This window comes from Chachezhania antarctica (genome assembly GCF_003646465.1).
Lineage (GTDB): Bacteria > Pseudomonadota > Alphaproteobacteria > Rhodobacterales > Rhodobacteraceae > Chachezhania > Chachezhania antarctica.
Window position 1 is genome coordinate 1 of the sequence record NZ_QZEX01000001.1, and the last position, 22904, is coordinate 22904.

Here is a 22904-nt window from a genome sequence, read left to right on the forward strand (position 1 = left end):
GGCCGGTCACAACCGTGCCGCGGCCCGAGATCGAGAACACGTCTTCGATCGGCATCAGGAACGGCTGGTCCACGGCGCGCTCCGGCGTCGGGATCCATTCGTCGACGGCGGCCATCAGCTTCTTGATCGATTCCTCGCCGATTTCCGGATCGCGGCCTTCCAGCGCAGCCAGGGCCGAGCCCGGGATGATCGGAATGTCGTCGCCGGGATATTCGTACGAAGACAGAAGCTCGCGCACTTCCATTTCCACCAGTTCCAGCAGCTCTTCGTCATCCACCTGGTCGACCTTGTTCAGGTAGACGACCATCGTCGGGATGCCGACCTGGCGGCCCAGCAGGATGTGCTCGCGCGTTTGCGGCATCGGGCCGTCGGCCGCGTTCACGACCAGGATCGCGCCGTCCATCTGCGCCGCACCCGTGATCATGTTCTTCACGTAGTCGGCGTGCCCGGGGCAGTCGACGTGGGCGTAGTGACGGTTGTCCGTCTCGTATTCCACGTGCGCCGTCGAGATCGTGATCCCGCGCGCCTTTTCTTCCGGCGCGCCGTCGATCTGGTCATAGGCCTTGAAGTCGCCGAAATACTTGGTGATCGCTGCCGTCAGCGTCGTCTTGCCGTGGTCGACGTGACCGATCGTGCCGATGTTCACGTGCGGCTTATTACGTTCGAACTTTGCCTTTGCCATCGTCGGGCGCCTTTTATCTGTCTGGGGGGCGCGCGTCCCTGTGCGCGCCCGGGGTTTCCATCATGCGCGCGCGACATATTTGGTTCGCAGGGGAAAATCAAGCGGACTTGGACGCGGGATATACCCTAAGACCAGGCCCGTATCCCTTACTCGCCTGTCGGGGTCGCGGGCAGCTTGATTGCAACGGGACCGGCGGTTTCCGACCCCTGATGCGCGGCCGCGCGCGCCGCGTCTTCTTCCGGGCCGCCCCGCATCCGCGGCCGGTCGCCGGCCTTGCCGTCGGGACGCGCGTCGAACCAGCCGTTGGTCTCGTGCATCTCGGCCAGCCAGTCCTCGATCTTTTCCGCGGCGTTGGCGGACAACCCCGCCATCTGCTGCGCCTTGGTGCGCACGCCGCCCGAACCCACGACGAAGGTTTCGCTTGTCCCGTCTTCAAAAACCGAGATCTGGTGCACCTTTTCGTTCAGCTTCTTCGAATAGGCGTCGTCCCAGACGGTGACGCGGATGATCAGAAGCGACCGGGGGTTATACAGCAGCGGCACCCCTTGCGGCCCCAGCGCATAGCCTTCGACGGAGATCCCGAAATTGTAGTACTGGTCGCCCTGATAGCGCGACAGCTGCGCCGTGACGGCGGATTTGAGGGAGGACACCCATTCCTGCTTCGTCGCCGTGCGCGAGACCGGCCCTTTCCGCATCTTGTCCGCGATGACGATCACGTGGCCCAGCTTGAAGGAGCCGAGCGGCACTTTCGGCTGTTGCGCCAGCGGGATGTCCTGATGCGAACAGGCCACCAGCGCGACAACGGCCAGAAGGGCGGCGAACGAAAGGCGAAGTCTTCTCATGAATGGGTCCGTCTTTGATGTGGCGAGACACCATTATCCCAGCGCGCCCCTGCACGCAAATACGTGCATGTATGATGGCGGGGCGCCGCCCGTTCAGGAGAACTTGTAATCACGCGGGAAACCGTGTGGCGGACGCTTGCCGACACCGCCGCGCTTGGCGATCCAGGGCGACATGTCGGCCTCGGTCCGGGTCCGGCCGCCGGAAGCAGACCAGCTGAGCCCCGTGGCCAGATCGAAGGTCGTGACATCCGACAGGCCACCATCCAGCTCAAGCGCCCCCTGCCGTCCGCGGGCCATGTTGTACTTCTGCAGCCGCACGCCCTTGCCCCGGCCCATTTCGGGCAGTTCGGTCACCGGGAAGGCCAGCAGCTTGCCGTTTTCCGACACGACGGCGACATGATCGCCCGCCACCGGTCGGCAGATCCGGGCCGTGACGGCGTCCTTCACGTTCAGCACCTGCCTGCCCGTGCGGGTTTGCGCCAGCACTTCGACCTCGGGCACGATAAACCCGTCGCCGGCGCTGGAGGCGACCAGCAGCTTGCGGTCGGGCTTGTGCAGGAACAGGTCGATGATCTGTGCCTCGTTCGGCAGGTCTACCATCAGGCGGACGGGTTCGCCCATCCCCCGCCCGCCGGGCAGCGTGGCGGCCGAGAGCGTATAGAATCGCCCGTTCGAGCCGAAGAGCACCAGCTTGTCGGTCGTTTCCGCGTGGAAGATGAAACGCGGGCCGTCGCCGTCCTTGAACTTCAGCTCGCGGTTCAGGTCGATATGGCCGGTCATCGCGCGGATCCAGCCCATCTGCGAGCAGACCACGGTGATCGGTTCCCGTTCGATCATCGCTTCCAGCGGCACGTCTTCCACGACACCGGCCTCGGCAAAGCGCGACCGGCGGGCGCCGCCGGCGTAATTCTTGCCGAACTTCTTCTTGGTTTCCTTCAGCTGATCGGAAATCCGCGCCCATTGCAGATCGTGATCTGACAGCAGGTCTTCCAGATCGGCGCGTTCTTCCATCAGGGCGGACTGTTCGGTCAGCAGCGCCATCTCTTCCAGACGCCGCAAGGCGCGCAGGCGCATGTTCAGGATCGATTCGACCTGAAGGTCGGTCAGGGAATGATCCTCGCGCGGGGCGGGCGGAACGTAGTCGGCCTCGGTCATCGCGCGGGGGAAGTCGCGGCCCCAGACCTCGCGCATCAGCGCGGCCTTGGGTTCGTCGTCGTAGCGGATGATGTCGATCACGCGGTCGAGGTTCAGGAAGGCCACGATCAGGCCTTCCAGCACTTCCAGCCGGTGGTCGATCTTTTCCATCCGGTGTCGCGAGCGGCGTTGCAGCACGTCCTGCCGGTGGTCGAGGAAGGCGCGCAGCACCTCCTTCAGCGAACAGACCTTGGGCGTCAGCCCGTCGATCAGCACGTTCATGTTCAGCGAAATGCGCACTTCCAGTTCCGAGTTCCGGAACAGCATGCCCATCAGCACCTCGGCGTCGACATTCTTCGACCTTGGTTCAAGCACGATCCGGATGTCTTCGGCGCTTTCATCACGCACGTCGGCCAGGATCGGCACCTTCTTCAACTGGATCACCTCGGCCAGCTTCTCGATCAGCTTCGATTTCTGAACCTGGTAGGGGATCTCGGTCACGACGATCTGCCAGCCGCCACGATCAAGCTTTTCGATCTCCCATTGAGACCGCAAGCGGAACCCGCCGCGGCCGGTGCGATAGGCTTGGGCGATCGATTCGCGATCTTCCACGATCACGCCGCCCGTCGGGAAATCGGGGCCGGGGATGAAGTTCAGCAACGTGTCGTCACGGGCGTCGGGCGTCTTGATCAGGTACAGGCAGGCGTCGCACAGCTCGACGATATTATGCGGCGGAATGTTCGTGGCCATGCCCACAGCGATCCCGCTGGAGCCATTGGCCAGCAGGTTCGGGAACTCGGCCGGCAGGACGACGGGTTCGGTCAGCGTGCCGTCATAGTTTTCGCGGAAATCGACGGCGTCTTCGTTCAGACCTTCCAGCAGCGCCTCGGCCACGACGGTCAGCCGCGCCTCGGTATACCGCGAGGCGGCGGGGTTATCGCCGTCGATATTGCCGAAGTTGCCCTGCCCGTCGACCAGCGGGTAGCGAACGTTGAAATCCTGCGCGAGGCGGGCCATCGCATCGTAGATCGCGCCGTCGCCATGGGGGTGATAGTTGCCCATCACGTCGCCCGAGATCTTGGCCGATTTCCGGAAGCCGCCCGTCGAGGTCAGTCGCAATTCGCGCATCGCGTAAAGGATTCGCCGATGGACCGGTTTCAGCCCGTCGCGCGCGTCCGGCAGGGCGCGGTGCATGATTGTCGACAGCGCATAGGTAAGATATCGCTCACCAATTGCCCGGCGCAACGGCTCGGCAATGGCAGCTGGCAGGCCGTCGGGGGGCATCATCTTGGGGTCGTCGGTCTTGTCGCTCATAGATGCTGTGATACTTCGCCAGACGGCCCGCGTAAACGGGGACCCGGACGAGAAAAGCACAATTAAAGCAGATTCTTATGGATTCGGCGGCAAGTCTTCCGCGAATCGTCGGCGTGCGTATGCTGTGTGGGTTGGCAGGTTCCGGCCGACAGCGTGTCAGACCTCAGGGGGGTTCCAATGCTTCGATTGCTGATCCCGTCTTTCCTGATCATGGCGTGGGCTTTCTACGAGCTTAGCGGTGGTGAGGATTTCGAACCGGTGCAGGTCCGCCGGTCGGTCGAACTTGCCCCGGCCCCCGCCACCGAACCGAACACCGCCCGGCAGGTTCCCGGCCCCTCGTCCCAATCCCTTGCCGCCGTGAAGGTCGCAGCCCCCGCGCCGAAGCCGGCGCCCCAGCCCGTGGCGCAGCCTGACCTCGGACCCAAGGCCGAAATTTTCAGCCTCGCCAACACGGATGAGACGGATCCGGGCGCGGACACCCCCGTGACCCGGCTTTCGACGTTTGACGCCACCGGCACCACGCTTTCGGGCCTGACGACGGCCGGCCTGTCCGCCCTGGCGTCAGGCAACACCATCGCGGCCGACGAGGACGACGAAGCGATCCAGGAGGACGTAGCGGTCGAAACCGATCCCAGCATTCGCAAGATCGCCGCGGCCCGCGTCAACGTGCGCGGCGGCCCGGGCACGGGCTTTTCGGTCGTGGCCAAGCTGGACCAGGGGACCCCGGTCCGCGTCGTGGGCGAACCCCTGTCGGGCTGGCTGATGCTCCGCACGGTCGAAAACGATCTGCTGGGATATGTCGCGGCGAACCTCGTGTCGCCACCCAACGGCTAAGCGCATTGCACCCAAAGCCTATACGCGCCACTACTTCGGGCAGCGGAGGGTCCATGCAGCAGAAATCCATCCTGATCACCGGCTGTTCGTCCGGCATAGGCCGCGACGCGGCACTTGGCCTGCGTGACGCCGGCTGGCGCGTCTTCGCGTCGTGCCGGCAGGAAAAGGATTGCGAGGCCCTGCGCGCCGAAGGCTTCGAAAGCCCGCGGATCGACTACACCGACGAGGCCAGCATCGACGAAGGTCTGGCACAGACACTCGAGGCGACAGGCGGCACGCTGGGCGCGCTGTTCAACAACGGCGCGCATCCCCTGCTCGCGGCGGTGGAAGACCTGCCCACGGACGGCCTTCGCGCGATTTTCGAGGCGAATTTCTTTGGCTGGCATACGCTGACCCGCAAGGTCATCCCGGTGATGCGCGCGCAAGGGTATGGGCGGATCGTGAACTGTTCATCGAACCTTGGCCTTGTCGCCATGCCGTGGCGCGCGGCCTACACAGCCACGAAGCACGCGCTGGAAGGCTATACCGATACCCTGCGGATGGAACTGCATGACGAACCCATTCACGTCGTCCTGATCGAGCCCGGCCCGATCACCACCATGTTCCGCCGCAACGGGATCCATTACTTCGAAAAGTACGTCGATTGGAAATCCTCCCACCGGCGCGCGGCCTACGAGACCAGGATGATCCCCCGCCTCTATGGCGAATCCGGCCCCGATCCATTCGAACTGGCCCCCGCCGCGGTCACCGCCAAATTGCGCCGCGCGCTGGAAACAGGCCGGCCCCGGGCACGCTATGCCGTGACCTTCCCGGCCCGGTTCAGCCTGAACATGCGCGGCATCCTGCCTACCCGGGTGGCGGACTGGATCACCCTGAAGATCTGAGGCAGGTTTCGAATCCGGTTCGCTTTTCGGGTCAAAGCGACTAGATCCCCTACCGAACGCACATGACACACGCACACCACACGGGGGCGGAAGAACAGCATGGAACAAGTACTCTTCATCGCGGTACTGATCGCCATGGCGGCAGTCGTCGTGGTGCTGGTGATCGGCATGGGCGGCTATGCCAAGGGCGGCAAGTTCAACAAGGACTACGGCAACAAGATGATGCGCCTGCGCATCCTGTTCCAGTTCATCGCCGTCGTTCTGATCGTGGCGCTTGTCATGGTCCGCGGCATGTCGGGGAACTGAGCATGGTTGTCCTGTCCAAGATCTACACCCGCACCGGCGACAAGGGCGAAACCGCCCTGGGCAATGGCGCCCGCGTCCCGAAACCGTCTGTCCGTGTCTCGGCCTACGGCACGGTGGACGAGTTGAACTCGACCCTCGGCGTCGCACGCCTGCACGCCGATGCGGAGGTCGATGCAGCGCTGTCGCGGATCCAGAACGATCTGTTCGATCTGGGCGCCGACCTGTGCAACCCCGACATCGCCAAGGACGCCGATGCCGAATACCCGCCCCTGCGTGTCGTGGCCGAACAGGTCACTCGGCTTGAACATGAAATCGACGCGATGAATGCCAGGCTGGAGCCCCTGCGCAGTTTCATCCTGCCGGGCGGATCGGCGGCGTCGGCGCATCTTCACGTCTGCCGCACCGTGGCCCGCCGTGCCGAACGGCTGGTGGTCGATCTCGCCGCGGGGGAAGCCGTGAACGCTGAAGCGGTGCGGTACCTCAACCGCCTCAGCGACTGGTTCTTTGTCGCCGCCCGTATCGCCAATGACGATGGCAAGGCCGATGTGCTATGGGTCCCGGGCGCGAACCGCTAGGGTTTCGCCTGCACCGGCGCCCAGATCTCGTAGGGCGTTTCCGGGGCATAGGGGTCGGCGTCAGACGGGTAGTGTTCCACCACGGCGCCGTCGCGCATCGCGTAGTCCGAACCGGGCAGCCATTCGGTGAAGAGCCAGTCGAACGAGGCCGGGAGTTCCGCCATGGGCCCCCTGGCCCGCAGCACGGCATAGTCCCCCGCCGACAGGGTGATGACGCTCGTGCCCTCGGGTACGGCGTCGGGCACCGGGGAAACCTCGCGCGCAACAGCATAATGGAACCCGCCATGGATGTCCTGACCGAAGGAAATGCCCAGCATCGCCCCGTCCACCGTGTCGGGAATGTCGTATCCGCGCTCGAAAAAGGCGTGCCATTGCGCGCCGATCAGTTGCCGCGTGTCCATGGTATAGTCCTGCACCGTCCCCACGGCATAACGCTCGGGGCACGACACGATCTCTACCGGTTCGCACGTGGTCATCGGCCAATCCTCCCGCAACCAGACGATGAAACCACTCTATCCGTGATGCCCGCTCAAGACAACGAAAGCCGCCCGACAGAGGTCCCGATGACCATTCCGCACTGCGAAATACCGTTTCACATCGCCGCATCTTGGGCTGTGACGGCTTGATTACGCGGCGACAATCCTGTTTGAGCCCGGGAATAACTCTGTAACCCGGAGAAATCGCCCGTTATCAACAGGCAAATCCCATGTACCGCGAGTCGACCGGGCTCGTGCCACAACACCAAGGAGAGACGCCCATGAAGGTCCTGGTCCCTGTCAAGCGCGTGATCGACTATAACGTGAAGGTCCGTGTCAAAGCGGATGGCAGCGGGGTCGATCTTGCCAACGTCAAGATGTCGATGAACCCGTTCGACGAAATCGCGGTCGAAGAAGCCATCCGTCTGAAAGAAGCCGGCAAGGTCGAAGAAGTCGTCGTCGTCTCCATCGGCGTCAAGCAGGCGCAGGAAACCCTGCGCACCGCGCTCGCCATGGGCGCGGACCGCGCGATCCTGGTCGTGGCGTCCGAGGACGTGCACAACGACATCGAACCGCTCGCCGTCGCCAAGATCCTGAAGGGTGTCATCGACGAAGAGCAGCCGGGCCTCGTGCTTTGCGGCAAGCAGGCGATCGACAACGACATGAACGCCACCGGCCAGATGCTGTCGGCGCTGATGGGCTGGTCCCAGGCGACCTTCGCTTCGGCGCTGGACATTGATGGCGAGCACGCCGTCGTCACCCGCGAAGTGGATGGCGGTCTGCAGACGATCAAGGTCACGATGCCCTCCATCGTCACCGTCGACCTGCGCCTGAACGAACCGCGCTATGCGTCGCTGCCCAACATCATGAAGGCGAAGAAGAAGCCGCTGGATGAGAAGTCGGCGGACGATTACGGCGTCGACGTGACGCCGCGGCTCGAGGTCGTGAAAACCTCCGAACCCGCGGGCCGCGCGGCGGGGATCATGGTTGGCTCGGTCGACGAGCTGGTAGCGAAACTCAAAGAAGTGGGGGCTGTGTAATGGCTGTTCTTCTGCTTGCCGAAATCACCGATGGTGAACTTTCTGCCGATGCGACCGGCAAGGCGCTGAGCGCTGCCAAGTCGCTGGGCGACGTGACCGTTCTGGCCGCCGGCGCATCCGCCGCCGCTGCGGGCGAAGCGGCCGCGAAACTGGACGGCGTGTCGAAGGTGCTTGTCGCCGAAGATCCCGCCCTGGGCCACCGCCTGGCGGAAGCCACCGCGGCACTGATCGTGTCGCTGGCCGGCGACTACGATCACATCATGGCGCCCGCGACCACCGACGCGAAGAACATCATGCCCCGCGTGGCGGCATTGCTTGACGTGATGGTGATCTCGGACATCTCCGGCGTGGTCGATGCCGACACGTTCGAACGCCCGATCTATGCCGGCAACGCGATCCAGACGGTGAAATCGTCGGACGCGACCAAGGTGATCACGGTGCGGACGGCCAATTTCGATGCCGTGGGCGAAGGCGGCTCGGGCACGGTCGAAACCGCGACGCTGCCGGACTTCCCGACACTTTCGGAATGGGTCGAGGACAAGGTCGCCGAAAGCGACCGTCCGGAGCTGACCAGCGCGGGCATCGTCGTGTCGGGCGGCCGTGGCGTTGGATCCGAGGAGAGCTTTGCCATCATCGAAGCGCTGACGGACAAGCTGGGCGCGGCAGTCGGCGCCTCGCGCGCGGCGGTCGATTCGGGCTATGCGCCGAACGACTGGCAGGTGGGCCAGACCGGCAAGGTCGTGGCGCCGGACCTCTACGTGGCCGTGGGCATCTCGGGCGCGATCCAGCACCTGGCGGGCATGAAGGATTCGAAGATCATCGTCGCGATCAACAAGGACGAAGAAGCGCCGATCTTCCAGGTTGCCGATTACGGCCTGGTCGCGGACCTGTTCGCAGCCGTCCCGGAACTGACCGAGAAACTGTAAACCGCGGAAGGTGCGTGGGGACCACGCACCCTACGGGTAAATCTGTTGGGAAAGCCCGCCTTTCGGCGGGCTTTTTCATGCGTAGAGCGCTGCGATCTCGGGATCGGTCTGCAGGGCGCGGGCCAGTTCGGCGGCAATGGCACGGTGGCCTGACGGGCCGGTCAGCGCCGCGGCCGCGGGCTGCGGCAGAGAGCCCGCCTGCATCGCGTCCAGTTCGCCCGCATCGGCCGCACTGTCGACCGCGACATCGACAATACCGGACGAACAATCTTTCAGGTCGGCCAACATGCGGTCGCTGACATCGACCTCCCAGGCCACCTTGATCCGGTTGCGATACCGGATCCGGATCACCACGGCCCGGCTCCGAAGATCGCCCAGCAGCGTGCGCATACGGGCTGTCCAGGCCTTTCGCAGCTCGGCCTCGACGATGTCGAAACGCTCCGGCGCGTGATCGTGCAGGCGCTGCAGCAGGTCTTTCGTGAAGTTGATCTCGGTGAAGTCGAAATCCGGGTACAACTGGCGCAGCAGCTCGGACGGCGCAAGAAACCTGTCGTTCCGCCGCGGATGCACACGGTACAGACGGTTCGACAGGTTCTGCGGATCCATCGTCTGGACCGCGACACGCTGCGCTCTCTTTGCGATGTCGATGACCTTGTCATCCCGCAGGAAACTGTCGAGCCCGGCATTGACGACGCCAAGATTGACGACCGGCATATCCAGCTTGTCCTCGGCCAGCGCCGCGAAGGGCGTCTGGACGAAGCGGCCGAAGGTCTCGCAAGTGCCAAGGACGGCCATGTACGGCTCATCGAGCGGCCGCTGCGGTCCACGAAATTGAAGTCTGGACGTGCCATAGTCGCACGACTCACCCGCCAGCGCCCCCGCGCTGTTCACATGAAAGCTCATGTTTCCCACCAATTTGATTCTCACCCAGGGGCGAGAATGAGGCACAGGTCTTACCAAGCTGCTAAAAGGCGCATTTGACGCGAAACTGCGCAATTCTCGACTATTGTCGTGCCGGGCGGATGCCCATAGGGTCCTGCCATCTGCTGCAGCGCGGCACAGGAGGATGGTCATGGCGGTCAAGACGGTAGGCGTGATCGGCGCCGGACAAATGGGCAACGGTATCGCCCACGTGATGGCGCTGGCGGGCTACGATGTTCTGCTGAACGATGTCAGCCAGGATGCGCTCGACAAGGCGAAGTCGGTCATCGAAAAGAACCTTGATCGCCAGGCTTCGCGCGGGGCGATTTCCGAGGATGACGTGAAGGCGGCGCTGGCCCGGATCACGACGTCGCTGACCCTGTCGGATGTCGGGCAGACCGACCTCGTGATCGAAAGCGCGACCGAGCGCGAGAGCGTCAAGCAGGCGATCTTCGAGGACCTGCTGCCCAGCCTGAAACCGGACACGATCCTGACGTCGAACACATCGTCGATCTCGATCACGCGGCTGGCGAGCCGGACCGACCGGCCGGAACGCTTCATGGGGTTCCATTTCATGAACCCGGTGCCGGTGATGAAGCTGGTCGAACTGATCCGCGGCATCGCCACCGACGAAGCGACCTTTAATACCTGCCGGGAAGTGGTCGAACGCCTGGGCAAGACCTCGGCCAGTGCCGAGGATTTCCCGGCTTTCATCGTCAACCGGATCCTGATGCCGATGATCAACGAAGCGGTCTATACGCTGTACGAAGGCGTGGGATCGATCGAAAGCATCGACACGTCCATGAAACTGGGCGCCGCGCATCCGATGGGGCCGCTGGAGCTGGCGGATTTCATTGGGCTGGATACGTGCCTTGCGATCATGAACGTGCTGCACGACGGGCTGGCGGATACGAAATATCGCCCCTGTCCGCTGCTGACGAAATACGTCGAAGCCGGCTGGCTTGGCCGCAAGACGCAGCGCGGATTCTACGATTACCGGGGCGACACGCCGGTCCCCACGCGCTGAGGCTGCGGGTCGGTCTTTCAGGGCGCGACCGTGACGGCGTTGCTGGAAGACCGTTCCTGAACAGTCTTCACACCAGTTTTCCAGAACATTTGCGGGACGAGATGTTCCGCGATGCGCTTCAGGATTGCAGCGAAAGCGTGTATTGGCGCAACCACGCCATGAAGCCGCGCGGATCGTCGGCCCAGCTGTCGACCTGATCCTTCGACAACGGTTCGCCCACGATCGGCCCCTGCGGCTTGTTAAGCGCGTGGACGATCTCGTGCAGCAGCAGGCCCTGGCGCAGGATGGGCGAGATCTGGTTGGCGATCTGGTAGATCCGCGAATTGGCGCCCGGGAACCGCATCGGCACCACGGTCGCGCCAGACCTGCGGATCATCTTGGCGGTGAACACGTTCCATTCCGCCTCGACCGCCGGGCCCCACCAGCCTTCGGAATGCGCCACGACGCCCGACGGGAAAAGGGCCACGACGCCGCCGTCCTTTAGGTGGTCCATCGCCTTGGCGCGCATCTCCACGCCCTTGCGCTGCGCGTCCGGATCGTGCGGGAACGGCACGGGGATCATGTACGAGCCCGCGACCTCGTCCAGCGAGGTCAGCAGAGAGCGGGTGAGGATCCGGTAGTCGGGGCGCACGCGACCGATAAGGTCGGCGAAGATCATGCCATCGACCATACCGTGCGGATGGTTGGCGACCACGATCACCGGGCCTTCTTTCGGGATACGGTCCAGCTGCGACTGCGGGGTCGTCAGTTCGATCCCCATCACATCCAGACAGGCCCGCCAGAACGCCTGCCCGCGCGGAGCCCCGCGGCGTTCGAATTCGCGGATCAGGCGCAGGACCGTCAGCTTGCCCGACACCAGTTCGATGGCGCGGATCAGGCTGGCTTTCCAGGGGTCCTCGAACGTGCTGGCATAGGAAAGGCTCCGCCGGTCGTACTGCTTGAAGTCGACCAGGTCATTCGACGCCGGGGCGTCGGCCTTGCGGCGTGCATTCTTCCCCAGGCCAAGGCCCTTGCTGTCGCCTTGAACCATGCCGTTCGCCATACCCGGGTTGCCGCGGCGCGGCGCCCTGGGAGAATTGTGAAAGCTGTCAACCACGGGCGTTCACCAATCAGTTCCTGCCTTTGACACCATAACAGAAATCGCGCCGTGCGACCGCTCTGCCATCAGCGCCTTCAGGCTGTCCTCCGATCCGATCCTGCAGGCCGCGCGCGGGGTCCGCAAAATGGTTCGGTTTCAGCATTGCACCCCGTCAGCTACCGCGTAGCGCGACGGGTTCCGGTCAATACCCTTCGCCAAACTTGTCTTTCACCAAGGCTTCCAATGCATCGGCTAGTGCTTCGGCCTCGGGTCCGTCCGTCTGAACGTCAATAGTCGTTCCCCGGGAGGCTGCCAACATCAAAAGTCCCATTATGCTGTCACCTGCAGCGGACATGCCGTCGCGGCACACCTTGGCACGGGCATCAAACCGCTCAACCACCTCGACCAGCTTTGCAGAGGCCCGCGCATGCAGGCCTTTTTCGTTGATAATCTCCAGCGTGCGATTCGCCATGTTCTTCTTCCTTTCGACCCGGTTGCCGTCGGCCTGCCGGGCCGCGAGCGCGCCGTATATGCTTTAATCGGCGCGGACATCCTGTGCGTTGATGTACTTGCGCCCGGCTTCCAGGGCACCGGCTACGGCGTCTGCCACCGGCAGGCGGCGGCTTTTGGCCAGCTTGATCAGCATCGGCAGGTTGGCCCCGTAGATGATCCGCCGGTTGGCCGGCGCGCAGGCGCGCAGCGACAGGTTGGATGGCGAACCACCGAACAGATCGGTCACCAGAACCACCCCGTCGCCTTCGTCGACGGCGTCGGCGGCGGCGCAGATCTCGGACTGTTTCAGGTGACGATCGTGGTCGGGCTCTATGGAAATGGCACGCATGCCGGTCTGTGCACCAACCACATGTTCCACGGCGGCGAGGTACTCCTGCGCCAATCCGCCATGTGCGACGATGACGATCCCGATCACCCGTGCCTACCCGTTCTGCCGGCGCTCCAATTCCCGATGTCTTATTGACACCTGGCGGCCATCGGCTGCAAGGGCCTTCGCCAGCGCTTCGGCAAGCGTCACCGACCGGTGTTGCCCACCCGTGCACCCGAAGGCGATGGACAGATGCGACTTTCCTTCCTCGGCAAAGGCCGGAAGCAGCATCCTTGAAAGGTCAAGAACCCGGTCGAAAAAGCCGGCATAGCGGGCATCGCCCCGGACGTGGTCCTGCACCGCCAGATCGCGGCCATCCAGCGTGCGGAGAGCCTGAACCCAGTACGGATTGTTCAGGAACCGGCAGTCGAAAATCATGTCGACCCCGCGCGGGAGACCGCGTTTATACGAGAAAGACTGCACCGAAAGCGCCAGTGACCCCGTTTCCGAAGCCGAAAACCACATCTTCAACTCATCCCGCAGCTGGTGGACGTTCAGGTCGGACGTGTCGATCAGGATGTCCGCCCGGTCGCGCAGCGGGGCCAGCAGCTCAAGGTCGCGCTGGATGCCAAGTTCGGGCGTTTCGCCGCGGGCCATGGGGTGGCGGCGGCGGGTTTCGGAATAGCGGCGCAACAGCACCTCCGCCCCGCAATCGAGGTAGAGCAGGGCCGGTTCGGTGCCCGAAAGCGTCCGCAACTCGATGATCAGTTCTTGCAAGGTTGTTGTCGAAAAGTCGCGGTTTCGGGTGTCGATCCCCAGGGCCATGGGATGCGACGGCCGGGTGGGCCCGTCGAAAAGCCGGGGCAGAAGGCCCAGCGGCATGTTGTCGATCGCCTCGTACCCCAGGTCTTCCAGCACGTTGATCGCAGTGGACCGCCCGGCGCCCGCAGGGCCGGTGACAAGAACGAGCGAGATGTCAGGTATCGGCACAGGCGCCATCATTCTTCGCGTCTCCCCCACGCGAGATAGTGCAGTATTGCTGCCGCAAAATGGACATTGTCGACCTTGTGAAGCAAGGGCACAGATTGCCCCATCAGCGTGATCGTCCGCACCGGGGGAAGCCTGTGCGCCTCGACACGGTCAAGATCCACGGCAAGGGCGATCCGCGCCTCTGCCGCCACCGGGGCGTGCAGGATACCGATGCCGCGCGCTTCGATGAGGCCGCGGATGGTCTCAGGCGCGCTGGCGATTACGTCATCGCCCCGGCGCTCCAGCACCGTGCGGTCGTCCGCCACCAGCCGCGCGCCCAGCGCCATCAGCGCCAGCCCCAGCCCCGACTTGCCGCTGCCTGACGCGCCCAGGATCAGGACGCCGCCCGTATCCGTGGCGACGCAGGTCGCATGGACTGTTTCCTGTTTCGCTTCCGGCATGGTCGTCCGCTTTCATCCCCCGGGTCACCCAGCGGGAATAGTCGCAGCCTGCCACAAAAGCGCTACCAAATTCCTGCCGTCTACACCGGAAGACCCACCACGAACCGCGCGCCGAGGGGTTCCGACATGATGTCGGTTTCCGTGGGTCGGATGTTTTCAGCCCAGATCACGCCGCCATGCGCCTCGACAATCAGTTTCGAGATCGCGAGCCCAAGGCCGGAATTGTTGCCGAAATGCTCGGCCGGGCGCTGGGAGTAGAAGCGCTTGAAGATCGTTGACAGGGCCTCGTCCGGGATGCCGGGGCCCGTGTCCTCGACCACCGCCAGGACCCGGTTTTCGCGTTTGCGCACCCAGACGCGGATGGCATCGCCGTCCTCGCAGAAGGAAATCGCGTTCGAGATCAGGTTCACGAAAACCTGCGCCAGCCGCGCCTCCAGACCGTGGATCAGGATCGGTTCACCCGGCATGTCCGTGATGTAGTCGATCCCCCTGGCGCGCGCGTCTTCGCCAAGGAAGGAATTCAGGTTGTCGAGCATGACCCGCAGATCGAATTCCTGCTCCTCCTCCTTCACCAGTTCCGCATCCAGCCGCGAGGCGTTGGAGATGTCGCTGACCAGCCGGTCCAGCCGCCGAACGTCATGTTCGATCACGTCCAGCAAGCGGTTCCGCCGGTCATCGTCCTTGATCAGGCGGAGCGTCCCCACGGCGGAATGCAGGCTGGCCAGCGGGTTCTTGATCTCGTGCGCGACGTCCGAGGCGAACTGTTCGTTCGCGTCGATCCGGTTGTAAAGCGCGGCAACCATCCCCCGCAAAGCCCCCGACAGGCGCCCGATCTCGTCCGGCCGATCCGTCAGGTCGGGGATGCGGATGCGCCCCGACCGGCGCTTGCGGTTGTCCCGGTCGCGGCCCAGTTCCGCCGCTTCGGCCAGTTGCGCCAGCGGGTTGGCAATCGTCGACGCCAGCACAAGGCTGAGCCCGACCGACACGAGGATCGCGATCACGAACATCTGCAACACCCGTTCGCGTTCTCGCCGGACCAGCGCGTCGATTTCACCCGAAGGGCTGGTCACCGCCACGGCGCCCGCGCCCGGAATCGGGATCACGGCGGCAAAGACACGGCCCGCCGTCGTCTCCAGCCGGGTGTCGATCTGCAGCCCGTCCGACATCGCCTGCCCGACGAGCGCGTGAAGCTGAACCGGCAGCGGAGGCTCGGCCCGGGTATCTCGGGCCGGACCAAGCGACGCTGCGACGCCGGACAGGGCCGCCAGCGCATCGCTGATCACCGTCGGCGTATCGGACCGCGCATCCAGCGCCTGCAGCAACGGGGCGGGATGCGTTCCCCGTACACGCCCCACAAGCGCGTCACCTGTATCGAAGACGAAGACATCCAGCCCCTCGCGCAGATCCAGCGCCAGAAGCGCGGGTCCGACATCGAAACCCCGGCCCGGCACTCCGTCCGGCGGCAGGCGCGCTTCGATGACGTTGGCGATCAACTGCGCCTCGCTGGTCAGCATGCGCGCGTGCTGCACCACCAGGCTTTCGCGCGAGGCGTTCAGGAAGAGTATCCCCGCCACGAGGATGTTCAGCGCGATCAGGTTCAGCGCCACGATCTTGCGCGTCAGCGGCGAGGCCCTGAGCGAAAACATCCGCCGCCCGGCGCGCCGGGTTTCGTCGCGTTCCAGGTTCGGGCCGGCGTTCGCCCAGTCGTCGTCCAGCGCATCCTCGCCCCCTTGCGGGGCGGGTTTGGATCGGTCGGGCATGTCGGCAAGGCTGACCACGCGGCTTCAGACCTCGATATAGCGGTAGCCGATGCCGTACAGCGTCTCGATCGCCGAGAACGCAGGATCGACCGACCGCAGCTTCTTGCGCAACCGCTTGATGTGGCTGTCGATGGTGCGGTCGTCGACATAGACCTGATCGTCATAGGCCACGTCCATCAGCTGATCGCGGCTCTTCACGAAGCCGGGCCGCTGCGCCAGCGCCTCCAGCAGCAGGAATTCCGTCACCGTCAGGCTCACGTCGCGGCCCTTCCAGCTGACGGCATGGCGGGCCGGGTCCATCTGCAGGTCGCCACGGTCCAGCACCGTGCGGTCCGGCCCGTCGTCGCCCCCGGCTGGCTGCGGGTCCTGCCGGCGCAGCAGCACGCGGATCCGTTCCACCAGAAGCCGCTGCGAAAACGGCTTCTTCACGTAGTCGTCGGCGCCCATCCGCAGGCCCAGCACCTCGTCGATCTCGTCGTCTTTCGAGGTCAGGAAAATCACCGGCATCCGGGTCTTCTGGCGCAGCCGCTGGAGCAGGTCCATGCCGTCCATCCGGGGCATCTTGATGTCGAGCACGGCCATGTCCGGCAGGCTGCGGTTGAACGCATCCAGCGCGGCCTGCCCGTCGTGATAGGTCTCGACCTCGAATCCTTCGGCTTCGAGCGTCATGGCGACGGATGTCAGGATGTTCCTGTCGTCGTCCACCAATGCTATGCGCGACATGCGGTTGCCCCAGGTTGATTGCCTTATTTCCTGCAATCGGACTGCTCCCGGCGAATCAACCGGGATGCCGAGGAAACAGCCCCGCTTGCCGATCCGATTCCGGCGGCAAAGTGTTACTTTTTTCCTAACTTCAGGCGGTGTTCTGTAAATTGTCCGCCTTTCGGCAACAGCGATCCGGCAGGGTTTCGCCGCCCACACGCTGCCGGCCTCACTGATGGCGCTAACCTGCAATTGATGGCGCTAACTACGAAATACCGTCCTTTTCATGCGTTTAACCGCCATGGTAAGGAAGCTCGCATCGGTCTCGGAACTGTCGAATTGGCGACGGCTCGGCGATGGACCGATATGTCCCCGCGACAGAATTTACGCCGGCACAGGAGACGACGCGCATGACATCCGGACGGGTCAACCCGAATTTCCGCCTCGAAGATCAGGGCATCGAAGGTGTCGAGAAGGTCCACTACAACCTTATCGAACCGGCGCTGGTGCAGGCCGCGATCGCGAACAGCGAAGGCACGCTGGGCAAGGGCGGCGCGTTCCTTGTGTCGACCGGCCAGTTCACCGGCCGTTCGCCGAAGGACAAGCACGTCGTCAAGACCGACAGCGTGGCCGACAGCATCTGGTGGGAAAACAACGCCGAGATGGACCCGGCCAAGTTCGACGTGCTCGAAGCCGACATGCTCGAGCATATGAAAAGCCACGAATACTTCGTGCAGGACATGGTCGCCGGCGCCGACCCCACCTGCTCGATCCGTGTTCGCCTGGTGACCGAGCTTGCGTGGCACGGACTCTTCATCCGCCACATGTTCCGCTGCCCCGAGCGTTCCGCTCTGGACGATTTTCTTGCCGACTGGACCGTGATCAACTGCCCGACCTTCAAGGCAGACGCCGAAAAGCACGGCTGCCGGTCGGAAACCGTCATTGCCATGCACTTCGACAAGAAGCGCATCCTGATCGGCAACACCGAATATGCGGGCGAGAACAAGAAATCGATCTTCTCGCTCCTGAACTACCTGCTGCCGGAAAAGGGCATCATGCCGATGCACTGCTCGGCCAATCACGCCATCGGAAACCCGGTCGACACCGCCGTGTTCTTCGGCCTGTCGGGCACCGGAAAGACCACGCTTTCGGCCGACCCGAACCGCACCCTGCTGGGCGATGACGAACACGGCTGGTCGGACCGCGGCACCTTCAACTTCGAAGGCGGCTGCTATGCCAAGACGATCTCGCTTTCCCCGGAAGCCGAACCCGAGATCTATGCCACGACCGAAAAGTTCGGCACCGTGATCGAGAACATGGTCTTCGATCCGGAAACGCTGGACCTTGATTTCGAAGACACGTCGCTGACGGCCAACATGCGCTGCGCCTACCCGCTCGATTACATCTCGAACGCGTCGGAAAGCGGCCTTGGCGGGCATCCCAAGAACATCATCATGCTGACCTGCGATGCGTTCGGCGTGCTGCCCCCGATCGCGCGCCTGACCCCGTCGCAGGCGATGTACCACTTCCTGTCGGGCTTCACCTCGAAGGTCGCCGGGACCGAGCGCGGCGTGACCGAGCCCGAGCCCACCTTCTCGACCTGCTTCGGCGCGCCCTTCATGCCGCGCCGTCCGGAAGTCTATGGCAACCTGCTGCGTGAAAAGATCGACCAGCACGGCGCCACCTGCTGGCTGGTGAACACCGGCTGGACCGGCGGCGCCTACGGCACCGGCTCGCGCATGCCGATCCGCGCCACCCGCGCACTGCTGACGGCGGCGCTCGACGGCTCGCTGTCGGAAGTGGAATTCCGCAAGGACCCGAACTTCGGCTTCGAAGTGCCGGTGGATGTGCCCGGCGTGGCCGAGGTCCTGCTGGATCCGCGCCGCACCTGGGACGACAAGGACGCCTATGACACGCAGGCGGCCAAGCTGGTGCAGATGTTCGCCGACAACTTCGAACAGTATGTTCCCTACATCGACGACGACGTGAAAGCCGTCGCCATCGGCTGATCGCCGGCACCACATTGCAAGAACGCCCGGTCCATTGACCGGGCGTTTTCGTTTTTTCCCGCCGATCAGCCTCTGGCGAGGTTGTTCAACACGGCCGCCACGATGACCTCGGGGCGATCTTCCTGCACCAGGTGCCCGGCTTCAGGGATCAGGATCGGCGGGCGGGTCGAAATCAAGGTCGCAAGCGCCTCTCCCTTCTCTGGCGGAATCCAATCGTCCTGTTCTCCCCAGTGCACGGCCACAGGGCAATCCATGGGACCATATCGTCCCTCGACCTCGTCCGTGAACCGCTGATCCATCTGCGCAATCTGCCGGTAGAATGCCGCCTGGCCGACCGGACCCAACCAGGGCGCGCTGTAGATCTCCAGGACGTCCTCGGGCAGCGGACAGTGCGCCGATGTCTGAAGATAGGCGCGCAGAAGCGCACGGTGCATGTAATCCGGCATCCCGGCAAAGGCCGCTTCGTGCTGACGGACATGCTGCACGAACGGCGACCCCCAGGGGGCAAGAGCCACAGCATCGAAGATCGTGAGGGACGCATAGCGCAGACCGTTCAGATAGTAGGCCCGCAAGGCCGTCGCCCCGCCGAAATCATGCGCCAGAACGTCCGGACGCTCCAGGCGCCATTCCGCGAACAAGGCGGCCAGCACATTGTTCTGCACGGCCAGCGACACATCCTGGCCTTCCCGTTTTTCCGACAGGCCATAGCCCAACAGGTCGAAATAGTAGACCGTTCTCCGGTCGGCAAAGTGCGGCACGATCCGGCGCCAGACCTGCGACGAGAACGGCGTGCCATGGATTGCGACAAGCGGCGGTCCGCTCCCGATCCTCCCCCAACGCACGGAATTCCCGTCAATGACGGCGGTATTCGGAAGGTCCAGCATCGCAGCGACTCGCATTGTCATTTAGCTAAATGACGATATGATGGCGACCATGGACAGATCAACCCAAATCAAGGCCATGGCCAGCGAACCGCGACTGAAGATTCTCCGATTGCTGGCCGAGCCGGAAAAGCACTTTGGCAAACAATGGTCTGCCGATCCGGTCAAGTTCGGCGTTTGCATGACAATGATTGCCGATGCCCTGTCCATCGCGCAGCCCACCGCAAGCCGGCATCTGGACATCCTCAGGCAGGCAGGCTTCATCAAGGTGCAAAAACATCTGAAATGGTCCTACTGCCAACGCGATGAACATGCGATCGGCGACTACCTAGCGTGGCTGGCGCAGGAATTGTTCGTAACCTCTGCCATCAGGTAAGGACGCGAAACCGTGACCGCCTCAAGCCCGGTCGACAGATTGCCGAGCCCGCCCGTTCTTCTCTTCCCCAAATACTCCCGCCGGAGGCACCAAACAGGCACGCCGGAACACCGCCCGGACTCCTGGCGCCGCGCGCGCCCCGGGCGGCGAGGCTGGAAACGCCCCGGTTTCCAGCCGGTGGGAGGGTGGGCGGGCCGTCCGGGGCGCGCGCGTACGGACCCTGAAACGAAAAACCCCGGGCCGAAGCCCGGGGCGTCTCCTCTCCTCCGTCCGGTGTCGGGCGTCAGCCCAGAAGGCGGCGGGCGATCACCTGCGCCTGGATTTCGGCCGCGCCTTCGAAGATGTTCAGGATCCGCGCGTCGCACAGGACGCGGCTGATCTTGTATTCCATGGCGAACCCGTTGCCGCCGTGGATCTGCAATGCGTTGTCGGCCGCGGCCCAGGCCACGCGGGCGCCCAGAAGCTTGGCCATGCCGGCCTCCAGGTCGCAGCGCCGGTCCTGATCCTTCTCGGCCGCCGAGTAATAGGTCAGCTGGCGCGAGATCATGATCTCCACCGCCATCATCGCCAGCTTGCTCGACACCCGCGGGAACGCGATCAGCGGCTTGTCGAAGGCCTTGCGATCCTGCGCGTATTGCAGCCCCAGATCCAGTGCCGCCTGTGCCACGCCAATGGCGCGGGCCGCGGTCTGGATGCGGGCGCTCTCGAACGTCTGCATCAGCTGCTTGAAGCCCTGCCCCTCGACGCCGCCCAGAAGGTTTTCGCCCTTCACCTTGAAGCCGTCGAAGCCCAGCTCGTATTCCTTCATGCCACGGTAGCCGATCACCTCGATCTCGCCGCCCGTCATGCCCTCGGTCGGGAACGGATCCTCGTCGGTGCCCGGCGTCTTTTCCGCCAGGAACATCGACAGGCCGCGGTGGTCCTTCGATCCCGGATCGGTCCGCGCCAGCACCGTCATCACGTGGGTCCGCGCCGCGTGGGTGATCCAGGTCTTGTTGCCGGTGATCGCGTAATCGTCACCGTCTTTCACCGCCCGCGTGCGCAGCTGTGCAAGGTCGGACCCGGTGTTCGGTTCGGTAAAGACGGCCGTCGGCAGGATCTCCCCGCTAGCGATCAGCGGCAGCCACTTTTCCTTCTGGTCGTCCGTGCCGCCGGCAAGGATAAGCTCGGCCGCGATCTCGGACCGCGTCGCCAGCGAACCGACGCCAATATAGGCGCGCGACAGTTCTTCCGAGACGACGCACATCGACGCCTTGCTCAGGCCCAGACCACCAAGGTTTTCCGGGATGGTCAGCCCGAAGACCCCCATTTCCGAAAGCTCCTCGATGATCTCCATCGGGATCAGCTCGTCTTTCAGGTGCCACTCATGGGCGTAGGGTTCGACCTTTTCCACCGCATAACGGCGGAACTGCTCGCGGATCATCTCCAGCTCTTCGTCCAGCCCGGTATTGCCGAAGGTGGTGTTGGCGCTCTGTTCGACCAGCAGCTCCACCAGCCGCGTCCGTGCGGCCTGTGTGTTGCCCGTCTGGGTCAGCGTGATGACGGCCGGTGCCATCAGCGCGCCCATCTCGTCCTGCGCAAGCCCCATGTCCTGCAGGCGCACGATCTCGCCCTGGTTCATGGCGATGCCGCCGTAGATCTGCCAGAGGTATTCGCCGAACGCGATCTGCAGCAGCAGCTGTTCCGCCTCGCCGAACTTGCCCTCGGCCGACAGCCTTTCTCCCCACGCCTGCATCTGGCGCAGGCTTTCGACATAGGTGGCCAACCACGCGAGCCCATGGGTGCCGGTCTGTTCCGCTTCCACGCGGGCGACGGACGCCTTGCCGTCAACGCTCACCGCGTCCCGGAGTTTCGCCGTGGCCGCCTCAAGGATCGCCTCGGCCGGAGCCACGGCGGCGGCCGTCAGCTCAAGCAGGCCGGGCAGTACCGGGTTCCCGGAAGAAAGGGTTACGTCCTGTCCGTCATGGGCCATGAATCACATCCTTTGTTCGTCCAGATGCACCTAGTCATTTCGCAGGTGCAGCGCAACATAAATACGCCATGTTAGCCATATCAGACTGAAAGTTGCGCGCGCTATTTGCTTGCACTGCCCAACCTCATTGCTGCAATGAAGCATCATGACAGGGCTTCTCGAACTCATCACCCCGGTACAACTTGTCTTCGCCTTCGGGATCGCCCTTCTGGCCGGTCTGATCAAGGGGATGGTGGGATTCGCCATGCCGATGATCCTGATTTCCGGGCTGACCTTGTTCCTTGCCCCCGATCTGGCGCTGGCTGGCCTGCTTTTGCCCACTTTGGCGACGAATGTGTGGCAAGCCCTGCGGCAGGGCCCCAGTGCGGCAATGTCCTCGGTCGTGCGGTTCCGGGTGTTCCTGATCGCCATGGGGATCTGTCTGCTGATCTCGGCCCAGCTTGTCATGCTCCTGCCGGTCAAGACGTTCCTCCTGATGATCGGCGTCCCGATTTCGATCTTCGCGCTGATCCAGTTGTTTGGCCTGCGCTTCACCTTGGACAAGCCCAGGACCTGGATCGAAACCGTGATCGGCGGTATCGCGGGCTTTATCGGCGGGCTGTCCGGTGTCTGGGGGCCGCCTACGGTGCTCTACCTGACAGCGCTGAACACGCCGAAATCGGATCAGGTCCGCATTCAGGGCGTGATCTACGGGATTGGCGCGGTGATGCTGGTCTCGGCCCATATCGGGTCCGGCGTGCTGCGATGGTCGACGCTGCCCCTGTCGGTGGCGCTGCTGGTTCCGGCGCTGGTGGGCACGTGGATCGGCGGCAAGATCCATGACCGGATCGATCAGGACCAGTTTCGCAAAGTCACGCTGGCGGTGCTGACGATCGCCGGCCTGAACCTCGTCCGCCGCGCGTTGATGGGGTGAGG

24 protein-coding genes are annotated in these 22904 nt (G+C 63.9%); 10 read left to right on the forward strand and 14 right to left on the reverse strand.

The genetic code is table 11. From position 1 onward, the window contains the following. From D4754_RS00005 to D4754_RS00015, 3 genes are all read right to left on the reverse strand, one after another. Nucleotides 1-682, reverse strand: a 682-nt coding sequence (locus tag D4754_RS00005) for a GTP-binding protein (RefSeq protein ID WP_121060399.1), incomplete at its 3' end; no start/stop codon positions are given. Nucleotides 683-828: 146 nt separating this feature from the next. Further along, nucleotides 829-1524 carry a hypothetical protein gene (locus D4754_RS00010; protein WP_121060401.1) on the reverse strand — a complete coding sequence of 232 codons (696 nt, stop codon included), beginning with the start codon at nucleotides 1522-1524 and terminating at the stop codon, nucleotides 829-831. 93 nt (nucleotides 1525-1617) lie between these two features. Then, nucleotides 1618-3972, reverse strand: coding sequence for a DNA topoisomerase IV subunit A (locus D4754_RS00015; protein ID WP_121060403.1), 2355 nt, complete (start codon nucleotides 3970-3972; stop codon nucleotides 1618-1620). A gap of 177 nt (nucleotides 3973-4149) precedes the next feature. On the opposite strand from D4754_RS00015, the gene D4754_RS00020 reads away from it, so the two are divergent. From D4754_RS00020 to D4754_RS00035, 4 genes are all read left to right on the forward strand, one after another. Next, nucleotides 4150-4806: an SH3 domain-containing protein gene (locus D4754_RS00020; protein WP_121060405.1), complete on the forward strand. Its 657-nt coding sequence runs from the start codon at nucleotides 4150-4152 to the stop codon at nucleotides 4804-4806. 53 nt (nucleotides 4807-4859) lie between these two features. After that, on the forward strand, nucleotides 4860-5690 hold the full coding sequence (locus D4754_RS00025) for an SDR family NAD(P)-dependent oxidoreductase (RefSeq protein WP_121060407.1): 831 nt from the start codon (nucleotides 4860-4862) through the stop codon (nucleotides 5688-5690). Nucleotides 5691-5789: 99 nt separating this feature from the next. After that, the gene (locus D4754_RS00030) at nucleotides 5790-5996 is read left to right on the forward strand and encodes a twin transmembrane helix small protein (RefSeq protein ID WP_121060409.1); all 207 of its coding nucleotides are present in this window, start codon (nucleotides 5790-5792) and stop codon (nucleotides 5994-5996) included. A 2-nt stretch (nucleotides 5997-5998) separates the two neighbouring features. Then, nucleotides 5999-6571 carry a cob(I)yrinic acid a,c-diamide adenosyltransferase gene (locus tag D4754_RS00035; RefSeq protein WP_121060411.1) on the forward strand — a complete coding sequence of 191 codons (573 nt, stop codon included), beginning with the start codon at nucleotides 5999-6001 and terminating at the stop codon, nucleotides 6569-6571. On the opposite strand, the gene D4754_RS00040 is transcribed toward D4754_RS00035, so the two are convergent. Continuing rightward, the gene (locus D4754_RS00040; protein WP_121060413.1) at nucleotides 6568-7047 is read right to left on the reverse strand and encodes a GyrI-like domain-containing protein; all 480 of its coding nucleotides are present in this window, start codon (nucleotides 7045-7047) and stop codon (nucleotides 6568-6570) included. The two genes, D4754_RS00035 and D4754_RS00040, sit on opposite strands and share 4 nt — an antisense overlap. A 281-nt stretch (nucleotides 7048-7328) precedes the next feature. On the opposite strand from D4754_RS00040, the gene D4754_RS00045 reads away from it, so the two are divergent. Together D4754_RS00045 and D4754_RS00050 are read left to right on the forward strand one after the other, a co-directional pair. Continuing rightward, nucleotides 7329-8087 (forward strand): electron transfer flavoprotein subunit beta/FixA family protein, encoded by a 759-nt coding sequence (locus tag D4754_RS00045; protein WP_121060415.1) that lies wholly within the window; start codon nucleotides 7329-7331, stop codon nucleotides 8085-8087. Beyond that, on the forward strand, nucleotides 8087-9013 hold the full coding sequence (locus D4754_RS00050; protein ID WP_121060417.1) for an electron transfer flavoprotein subunit alpha/FixB family protein: 927 nt from the start codon (nucleotides 8087-8089) through the stop codon (nucleotides 9011-9013). The genes D4754_RS00045 and D4754_RS00050 overlap by 1 nt, the downstream gene beginning before the upstream one ends. Before the next feature lie 75 nt (nucleotides 9014-9088). Here D4754_RS00050 and D4754_RS00055 read toward each other — a convergent pair whose 3' ends face one another. Next, nucleotides 9089-9916 carry a DUF6473 family protein gene (locus D4754_RS00055; RefSeq protein ID WP_163025731.1) on the reverse strand — a complete coding sequence of 276 codons (828 nt, stop codon included), beginning with the start codon at nucleotides 9914-9916 and terminating at the stop codon, nucleotides 9089-9091. A gap of 169 nt (nucleotides 9917-10085) precedes the next feature. Here D4754_RS00055 and D4754_RS00060 point away from each other — a divergent pair, with 169 nt between their 5' ends. After that, a complete protein-coding gene (locus D4754_RS00060) occupies nucleotides 10086-10961 on the forward strand; it encodes a 3-hydroxybutyryl-CoA dehydrogenase (protein WP_121060421.1) in 876 nt (291 codons plus the stop codon). A 118-nt stretch (nucleotides 10962-11079) separates the two neighbouring features. Here the strand turns inward: D4754_RS00060 and D4754_RS00065 are convergent, their stop codons facing one another. From D4754_RS00065 to D4754_RS00095, 7 genes are all read right to left on the reverse strand, one after another. Then, nucleotides 11080-11991 carry a lysophospholipid acyltransferase family protein gene (locus D4754_RS00065; RefSeq protein ID WP_121061541.1) on the reverse strand — a complete coding sequence of 304 codons (912 nt, stop codon included), beginning with the start codon at nucleotides 11989-11991 and terminating at the stop codon, nucleotides 11080-11082. Between the two features lie 250 nt (nucleotides 11992-12241). Then, complete coding sequence (locus D4754_RS00070) at nucleotides 12242-12511, reverse strand: HPr family phosphocarrier protein (RefSeq protein ID WP_121060423.1); 270 nt, start codon at nucleotides 12509-12511, stop codon at nucleotides 12242-12244. A gap of 63 nt (nucleotides 12512-12574) precedes the next feature. Continuing rightward, entirely contained in the window at nucleotides 12575-12967 is a 393-nt protein-coding gene (locus D4754_RS00075; RefSeq protein WP_121060425.1) for a PTS sugar transporter subunit IIA, read from the reverse strand. A gap of 6 nt (nucleotides 12968-12973) precedes the next feature. Continuing rightward, complete coding sequence (gene rapZ / locus D4754_RS00080) at nucleotides 12974-13861, reverse strand: RNase adapter RapZ (RefSeq protein WP_121060427.1); 888 nt, start codon at nucleotides 13859-13861, stop codon at nucleotides 12974-12976. Next, nucleotides 13858-14289 carry an HPr kinase/phosphorylase gene (locus D4754_RS00085; protein ID WP_121060429.1) on the reverse strand — a complete coding sequence of 144 codons (432 nt, stop codon included), beginning with the start codon at nucleotides 14287-14289 and terminating at the stop codon, nucleotides 13858-13860. The genes rapZ and D4754_RS00085 overlap by 4 nt, the downstream gene beginning before the upstream one ends. A gap of 80 nt (nucleotides 14290-14369) precedes the next feature. Beyond that, nucleotides 14370-16049 carry a sensor histidine kinase gene (locus tag D4754_RS00090; RefSeq protein ID WP_121061542.1) on the reverse strand — a complete coding sequence of 560 codons (1680 nt, stop codon included), beginning with the start codon at nucleotides 16047-16049 and terminating at the stop codon, nucleotides 14370-14372. 24 nt (nucleotides 16050-16073) lie between these two features. Then, entirely contained in the window at nucleotides 16074-16772 is a 699-nt protein-coding gene (locus D4754_RS00095) for a response regulator transcription factor (RefSeq protein WP_121060432.1), read from the reverse strand. A 389-nt stretch (nucleotides 16773-17161) separates the two neighbouring features. Here D4754_RS00095 and D4754_RS00100 point away from each other — a divergent pair, with 389 nt between their 5' ends. After that, a complete protein-coding gene (locus D4754_RS00100) occupies nucleotides 17162-18760 on the forward strand; it encodes a phosphoenolpyruvate carboxykinase (protein ID WP_121060434.1) in 1599 nt (532 codons plus the stop codon). 65 nt (nucleotides 18761-18825) lie between these two features. Here D4754_RS00100 and D4754_RS00105 read toward each other — a convergent pair whose 3' ends face one another. Beyond that, entirely contained in the window at nucleotides 18826-19665 is an 840-nt protein-coding gene (locus D4754_RS00105; protein ID WP_240453694.1) for an alpha/beta fold hydrolase, read from the reverse strand. 28 nt (nucleotides 19666-19693) lie between these two features. Between D4754_RS00105 and D4754_RS00110 the strand changes: the two genes are divergently transcribed. Beyond that, a complete protein-coding gene (locus D4754_RS00110; protein WP_121061543.1) occupies nucleotides 19694-20017 on the forward strand; it encodes an ArsR/SmtB family transcription factor in 324 nt (107 codons plus the stop codon). Nucleotides 20018-20300: 283 nt separating this feature from the next. Here D4754_RS00110 and D4754_RS00115 read toward each other — a convergent pair whose 3' ends face one another. Beyond that, complete coding sequence (locus D4754_RS00115) at nucleotides 20301-21989, reverse strand: acyl-CoA dehydrogenase family protein (RefSeq protein WP_121060439.1); 1689 nt, start codon at nucleotides 21987-21989, stop codon at nucleotides 20301-20303. Between the two features lie 145 nt (nucleotides 21990-22134). On the opposite strand from D4754_RS00115, the gene D4754_RS00120 reads away from it, so the two are divergent. Next, nucleotides 22135-22902 carry a sulfite exporter TauE/SafE family protein gene (locus D4754_RS00120; protein WP_121060441.1) on the forward strand — a complete coding sequence of 256 codons (768 nt, stop codon included), beginning with the start codon at nucleotides 22135-22137 and terminating at the stop codon, nucleotides 22900-22902. The last annotated feature ends 2 nt before the right edge of the window (nucleotides 22903-22904 follow it).

Excerpts from the sequence above, each read along its gene's own strand:
- D4754_RS00070 (WP_121060423.1), bottom strand. The coding sequence starts at position 12,511 with ATGGCGAATCGCACGCTGGAGATTATCAACGAAAAAGGCCTGCATGCG.
- D4754_RS00090 (WP_121061542.1), bottom strand. The coding sequence starts at position 16,049 with ATGCCCGACCGATCCAAACCCGCCCCGCAAGGGGGCGAGGATGCGCTG.
- D4754_RS00055 (WP_163025731.1), bottom strand. The coding sequence starts at position 9,916 with ATGAGCTTTCATGTGAACAGCGCGGGGGCGCTGGCGGGTGAGTCGTGC.
- D4754_RS00095 (WP_121060432.1), bottom strand. The coding sequence starts at position 16,772 with ATGTCGCGCATAGCATTGGTGGACGACGACAGGAACATCCTGACATCC.
- D4754_RS00035 (WP_121060411.1), top strand. The coding sequence starts at position 5,999 with ATGGTTGTCCTGTCCAAGATCTACACCCGCACCGGCGACAAGGGCGAA.
- D4754_RS00120 (WP_121060441.1), top strand. The coding sequence starts at position 22,135 with ATGACAGGGCTTCTCGAACTCATCACCCCGGTACAACTTGTCTTCGCC.
- D4754_RS00060 (WP_121060421.1), top strand. The coding sequence starts at position 10,086 with ATGGCGGTCAAGACGGTAGGCGTGATCGGCGCCGGACAAATGGGCAAC.
- D4754_RS00010 (WP_121060401.1), bottom strand. The coding sequence starts at position 1,524 with ATGAGAAGACTTCGCCTTTCGTTCGCCGCCCTTCTGGCCGTTGTCGCG.
- D4754_RS00085 (WP_121060429.1), bottom strand. The coding sequence starts at position 14,289 with ATGCCGGAAGCGAAACAGGAAACAGTCCATGCGACCTGCGTCGCCACG.
- rapZ (WP_121060427.1), bottom strand. The coding sequence starts at position 13,861 with ATGATGGCGCCTGTGCCGATACCTGACATCTCGCTCGTTCTTGTCACC.
- D4754_RS00040 (WP_121060413.1), bottom strand. The coding sequence starts at position 7,047 with ATGACCACGTGCGAACCGGTAGAGATCGTGTCGTGCCCCGAGCGTTAT.
- D4754_RS00065 (WP_121061541.1), bottom strand. The coding sequence starts at position 11,991 with ATGGTTCAAGGCGACAGCAAGGGCCTTGGCCTGGGGAAGAATGCACGC.
- D4754_RS00115 (WP_121060439.1), bottom strand. The coding sequence starts at position 21,989 with ATGGCCCATGACGGACAGGACGTAACCCTTTCTTCCGGGAACCCGGTA.
- D4754_RS00020 (WP_121060405.1), top strand. The coding sequence starts at position 4,150 with ATGCTTCGATTGCTGATCCCGTCTTTCCTGATCATGGCGTGGGCTTTC.
- D4754_RS00105 (WP_240453694.1), bottom strand. The coding sequence starts at position 19,665 with ATGACAATGCGAGTCGCTGCGATGCTGGACCTTCCGAATACCGCCGTC.
- D4754_RS00110 (WP_121061543.1), top strand. The coding sequence starts at position 19,694 with ATGGACAGATCAACCCAAATCAAGGCCATGGCCAGCGAACCGCGACTG.
- D4754_RS00030 (WP_121060409.1), top strand. The coding sequence starts at position 5,790 with ATGGAACAAGTACTCTTCATCGCGGTACTGATCGCCATGGCGGCAGTC.
- D4754_RS00100 (WP_121060434.1), top strand. The coding sequence starts at position 17,162 with ATGACATCCGGACGGGTCAACCCGAATTTCCGCCTCGAAGATCAGGGC.
- D4754_RS00025 (WP_121060407.1), top strand. The coding sequence starts at position 4,860 with ATGCAGCAGAAATCCATCCTGATCACCGGCTGTTCGTCCGGCATAGGC.
- D4754_RS00050 (WP_121060417.1), top strand. The coding sequence starts at position 8,087 with ATGGCTGTTCTTCTGCTTGCCGAAATCACCGATGGTGAACTTTCTGCC.
- D4754_RS00045 (WP_121060415.1), top strand. The coding sequence starts at position 7,329 with ATGAAGGTCCTGGTCCCTGTCAAGCGCGTGATCGACTATAACGTGAAG.
- D4754_RS00015 (WP_121060403.1), bottom strand. The coding sequence starts at position 3,972 with ATGAGCGACAAGACCGACGACCCCAAGATGATGCCCCCCGACGGCCTG.